7 protein-coding genes are annotated in these 4529 nt (G+C 68.1%); 6 read left to right on the top strand and 1 reads right to left on the bottom strand.

Going from position 1 to position 4529, the window contains the following annotated elements; translation table 11 throughout:
- Positions 1-19: 19 nt before the first annotated feature.
- Positions 20-784 carry an SDR family oxidoreductase gene (locus RMO81_RS14205; RefSeq protein WP_310476556.1) on the bottom strand — a complete coding sequence of 255 codons (765 nt, stop codon included), beginning with the start codon at positions 782-784 and terminating at the stop codon, positions 20-22.
- Positions 785-1064: 280 nt separating this feature from the next.
- Between RMO81_RS14205 and RMO81_RS14200 the strand changes: the two genes are divergently transcribed.
- From RMO81_RS14200 to RMO81_RS14175, 6 genes are all read left to right on the top strand, one after another.
- Positions 1065-1259 (top strand): Flp family type IVb pilin, encoded by a 195-nt coding sequence (locus RMO81_RS14200; protein ID WP_310476555.1) that lies wholly within the window; start codon positions 1065-1067, stop codon positions 1257-1259.
- Positions 1260-1265: 6 nt separating this feature from the next.
- Positions 1266-1775 carry a prepilin peptidase gene (locus tag RMO81_RS14195; protein WP_310476554.1) on the top strand — a complete coding sequence of 170 codons (510 nt, stop codon included), beginning with the start codon at positions 1266-1268 and terminating at the stop codon, positions 1773-1775.
- A 4-nt stretch (positions 1776-1779) separates the two neighbouring features.
- Complete coding sequence (gene cpaB, locus RMO81_RS14190; RefSeq protein WP_310476553.1) at positions 1780-2700, top strand: Flp pilus assembly protein CpaB; 921 nt, start codon at positions 1780-1782, stop codon at positions 2698-2700.
- A complete protein-coding gene (locus RMO81_RS14185; RefSeq protein ID WP_310476552.1) occupies positions 2697-4007 on the top strand; it encodes a type II and III secretion system protein family protein in 1311 nt (436 codons plus the stop codon). The genes cpaB and RMO81_RS14185 overlap by 4 nt, the downstream gene beginning before the upstream one ends.
- A 5-nt stretch (positions 4008-4012) precedes the next feature.
- Positions 4013-4279 (top strand): hypothetical protein, encoded by a 267-nt coding sequence (locus RMO81_RS14180; protein WP_310476550.1) that lies wholly within the window; start codon positions 4013-4015, stop codon positions 4277-4279.
- Between the two features lie 14 nt (positions 4280-4293).
- Positions 4294-4529, top strand: a 236-nt coding sequence (locus RMO81_RS14175) for a hypothetical protein (protein WP_310476549.1), incomplete at its 3' end; no start/stop codon positions are given.

Here is a 4529-nt window from a genome sequence, read left to right as displayed (position 1 = left end):
CCCCAAATGGGGGAGGGAGTCAGACCCGCCCGCCGTCGATCACCAGTGATTGGCCGGTGATCATCCGGCTATCGTCGGCGGCCATGAACAGCGCCAGATTGGCCACGTCGGCGGGCAGAATCCGCTCTTTCAGGGCGACCTGTTCCATCCAGGCCGCTTCGGCTTCCGGGGTCAGCCACAGCGCGAGTTGCCGATCGGTGACCACCCAGCCGGGCAGGATGCAGTTCACGCGCACGCCTTGGGGGCCATATTGCCGGGCCAGCGCCCTGGTCAGGCCCACGATGGCCGATTTGGCGGCGACATAGGCCGGCATCCCGGCCGGGCCCAACAGCGCGTTGATCGACGAAAAATTGATGATGCTGCCTCCCGCCGGCATCAGCCGCAGCGCTGCCTGCGTGGCAAAGAAACCGCAATCGAGATTGACCGCCATCAGGCTGCGCCAGCCCGCCTCGTCAACGGCCAGCGGATCATGGCGGCTGTCGTTGGCGACATTGTTGATCAGCACGTCCAGCCCGCCAGCCGTCGCGGCAAAATCGGCAATGGCGGCCTGCAGTGCCGCCGTATCGGTAACGTCCAGCGCCCGGAACCAGGGTGCCGGCTGGCCTGTGGCCACCACCGCTTGCGCCAGCGTCGCCGCTGCCTCTGCGGCCAGATCGACATGGCCTACCACCGCGCCCTGTGTGGCAAAGGCCGCCACCAGCGCCGCGCCAATACCGCTGGCGCCGCCGGTGATGAACACGCGGCGGCCGGCAAGGCTGGGATAGGTCGCAAACTGGCTCATCATCTTCCCTTCACCGGCGCAGCATAGCGGCCCGGCGGCCAACGGCAATCGCTGCCCGGTCTGCATCCCTTTTGGAGCAATTGTCCGCCAACGCGGGCAGGTCGCTGATTCAACTGCGTCCCCAGCGGCCGTTATCTCGCTTGAGATGCATGGCAATTTCGTGCGCTCGGCGGTGGTTGCCCCTGGGGTGACGGCGGCGAGCGCCGGGACGGCCTTGATCGCTACCGGGCTGCATCACTTTGGCCAAACTGGCCAAAAAGGCGGGAAACAGGAGGACGGTTCGATGATGAAATTTCTGAATTTGCGTGTGGCCGGGCATCGCGCCCGCCGTGGTGCCACTGCGCTGGAATATGCCCTGGTGCTGGCCTTTGTGGCGGTTGGCGTCGTGGCAGCACTCAACCTGCTGTCGGCTGATGTTTCGTCCACCATCACCTCGGTTGGTACCAAGGTGAAGGGCGCGCCGGGCGCCATCAAGTAAGCCGGCATGATGGCACCATGGACGGCCCTGCTGGCCATGGTGCCCTTGGCTGCCGTGTGCGCGGCGGATCTGCGCCACCGGATCATTCCGGATTGGTGTGTGGCAGCGCTCGCCATCACCGGGCTGTTGGGCGCCCTGAGTGCCGGGCCGTCCGCCAGCCCGGCAGCAGCGGCGATGGCGCTGCAATCGGCACTGGTGGCCGGCGGCATCTGTGCCCTGATTGGCGGCGGCCTGTCCGCCATCGGTTTGTGGGGCTGGGGTGACGCCAAGTTGCTGGCGGCGGCGGGCCTGATCACGGGCGTGGCCGGCATGCCGCGATTGTTCGTGGGCATGGCCCTGGCTGGCGGCGGCCTCGCGCTGCTGCTGCTGGTGCTGCGCTGGTTCGTGCGGCGTGGCCGGCTGCGCCTGAAACCCGATGCTCCGCGCTGGCTGCGTGCCGAACGCCGCCGACTGCGCCTCGCCCCTTCGGTGCCTTATGGTCTGGCCATCGTGGCCGGGCTCATTGCCGGGATTTGACGCCATGGTTCAATTGCTCAAACGGCCGCGATTTTTGGCTGTGCTGACGCTGCTGGCCGTGCTGATCGCGGGCGCAGTGCAGTTCGCCTTGTCTGCCCGCCGCGTCGATGCGGCCCCGGTGCAGCAGGCCGCCGCACCCGCACTGGCGATCGTCACGGTTGCCGCCAGCCTGCCGCCCGGCCACATGATCCGCCCCGGCGATCTGACCGAGCTGGCCTGGCCGCAAGGCGATCCACCCCCCGGCGCCATCGTGTCGGGCACACCCCAGGCGCAGGAACTGGCCGGCTCTGTCACGCGGCGCACCCTGGATGCCGGCGAACTGGTTCACGCCGCCGCCGTGATCCGCCCCGGCGAACGCGGATTCCTTTCTGCGCTGGTCGCCCCTGGCAACCGCGCCATCGCCATTGCGGTTGATGCCACCACATCGGCTGGCGGGCTGATCTGGCCCGGAGACCGGGTCGATGTCATCCTCACCCAGGAACTGCGCGACGACGCGGTGCCGCTGGCCCAACGCGTGCTGGCCGAAACCATCCTGTCGAACGTGCGCATCCTGTCGGCCGATCAACGCCTCACTCCGGCGGGCCAGTCCGCGCCCAGCCCGACCGACGTGGCCAGCGATCCTGCCAAGCCCGGTGTGCCGGCCACGGTCACCCTCGAAGTCACCCCGGTCGAAGCCGAGCGCGTCACCGTTGCCGGCACCTTGGGCCGGCTGCACCTGACGTTGCGCGGTGTGACGTCTGCCGCCAACGAAGCACCGGTTCCCGCCATGTGGGCCGGCGGCGTTTCGCCTTCGCTGGCCGGCGTGCGCCAGCGCCCGACCCAGGCCCTGTCGGCGGCTCCGGTGGCGCCGGTCACCGCGGCGGCGCCTGCCGCCAGGCCCGACAGCGTCCGCATCTACCGCGGTTCCAATGGGGATTTGAAATGAACGCCAGATTTGCCATCCCCGCCTTGTTGCTGGCTGCCGTTCCGGCTGCTGGCCAGCAACTGCCGGCGCAATCGCTGCGGCTCACCGTGGGCCAGAGCGAAGTCATCGCGCTGCCCGCTGCGGCCACCAGCGCGCTCGTCGCCCGGCCCGAAGTGGCCGATGTGCAGATGCCGGTGCGCACTCGCGCGTTCGTGTTCGGCAAGGCGCCGGGCCGCACCGCGCTGGTCGCCATGGGCCCGGGCGGCACAGTTCTGGCCAATCTGGCGGTGGAAGTGCTGCCCGATGTCGCCCGCCTGACCGAGGAACTGGCCATGGTGCCCGGCGCCCGGGTTGGCCTGTCGGGCACGGCCATCGTGCTCGACGGCGCAGTTGCCAGCCCGGCCGCTGCCGAACGCGCTGTCAGCCTGGCGCTGGCCGCAGCCGGCGGCAAGGCAGACGGGGTCATCAACCGGCTTTCGGTCAGCATGCCGACGCAGGTCAATCTGCGGGTGCGGGTGGCCGAAGTGTCGCGCACGCTGGCGCGGGAGATTGGCTTTAATTTTGATGTGTTCGGGCGCCTCGGTGGCTTTTCGCTGGGGATTGCCACGGGCCGCGAGATTGTCGGCGCCAGCGGCGAGATTTTGCGCGCACCACGCGGCAGTGCTTCGCTCGCGGTGACGCGGCGCACCGACAGTCTCGACATGAATGCCGTTATCGATGCGCTGGAGGAGGATGGGCTGGTGACCGTGCTGGTCGAACCCAATCTCACCGCGCGATCGGGCGAAACCGCCAGTTTCCTGTCGGGGGGTGAATTTCCGATCCCGGTGAACCAGAATCTCAACAACGTCGTGATCGAGTTCAAGCGTTTCGGCGTGTCGCTGGACTTCACCCCGACCGTGCTCGACGATGGCCGCATCAGCCTGAAGGTGCGCCCCGAAGTATCGGAACTGAACGACGCGGCCAGCGTGGAAATCCAGAATATCCGCGTGCCCGGCCTGTCGGTGCGGCGGGCGGAAACCACGGTCGAACTGGGCAGCGGGCAAAGTTTTGCCATTGCCGGCCTGGTGCGGGCCAACGCGTCGAACATCCGCCGCGCGGTGCCCTTGCTGGGCGATATTCCGGTGTTGGGCGCGCTGTTCCGATCGACGCGCTTCCAGCGCCAGGAAACCGAACTGGTCATCATCGTGACGCCCTATCTGGTCTCGCCCACCAACCCGGCGGCGCTGGCGGTGCCAACCGATGGCATCTCGCCTGCCATCAGCACGGGCGCAGCGCTGGCGGGCAAAATCAAATCCACCAAGCCCATCAATGGCTTCATCCTGGAGTGAGTGCGATGATCCGGCTTTTCCTCCTGCTGATCGCCGCCGCTCCGGCGCTGGCGCAAACCCCGCCGCCAGGCCCAGCGCCAACACGCTGGGGCAAGGCCAACACTGCCAATCTGGCCGCCATGGCGCGGCCGCAAGACCTGGCGCAGCCAGTGCCCTCCAGCCCGGCCAACGGCCAGATCGAAGCCGCCGCCGTCACCCGGCTGTTGACCGACAAGACCAAGGATCTGGTTCGCGAAAACGCCCGCCAGGGTGGCGGCGGAGGGCCGCAATGAACGCTTTTGCCCCCATGAATCCCACGGACAGCAATCGCATCTCGGGCGTGCTCGCCTATGTTCAGGATGCCGAGACCGAGGCCGCGCTGAAGCGTGTGGCCGTGCATCTGGCGCTGCCCGGTTTTGACGTGCGGCGCGGCAATATTGCGACGGCAACGGCCGATCTGCGCCAGCAACGCTCCCCGGCGCTGCTGTTCGTCGATGTCGCCGGCATCGATCGCGTGTTCGATGCCGTGCAGGCGCTGTCGGA

Source organism: Sandarakinorhabdus sp., from assembly GCF_031422795.1.
Classification (GTDB): Bacteria; Pseudomonadota; Alphaproteobacteria; order Sphingomonadales; family Sphingomonadaceae; genus Sandarakinorhabdus.
Note: the sequence above shows the minus strand (reverse complement) of the source record. Positions and strands in the feature narration are given on the sequence as shown.

Bases quoted from the DNA above. Each gene is read 5' to 3' on its own strand.
- RMO81_RS14205 (WP_310476556.1), bottom strand. From the start codon at position 784: ATGATGAGCCAGTTTGCGACCTATCCCAGCCTTGCCGGCCGCCGCGTG.
- RMO81_RS14200 (WP_310476555.1), top strand. From the start codon at position 1,065: ATGATGAAATTTCTGAATTTGCGTGTGGCCGGGCATCGCGCCCGCCGT.
- RMO81_RS14195 (WP_310476554.1), top strand. From the start codon at position 1,266: ATGATGGCACCATGGACGGCCCTGCTGGCCATGGTGCCCTTGGCTGCC.
- cpaB (WP_310476553.1), top strand. From the start codon at position 1,780: ATGGTTCAATTGCTCAAACGGCCGCGATTTTTGGCTGTGCTGACGCTG.
- RMO81_RS14185 (WP_310476552.1), top strand. From the start codon at position 2,697: ATGAACGCCAGATTTGCCATCCCCGCCTTGTTGCTGGCTGCCGTTCCG.
- RMO81_RS14180 (WP_310476550.1), top strand. From the start codon at position 4,013: ATGATCCGGCTTTTCCTCCTGCTGATCGCCGCCGCTCCGGCGCTGGCG.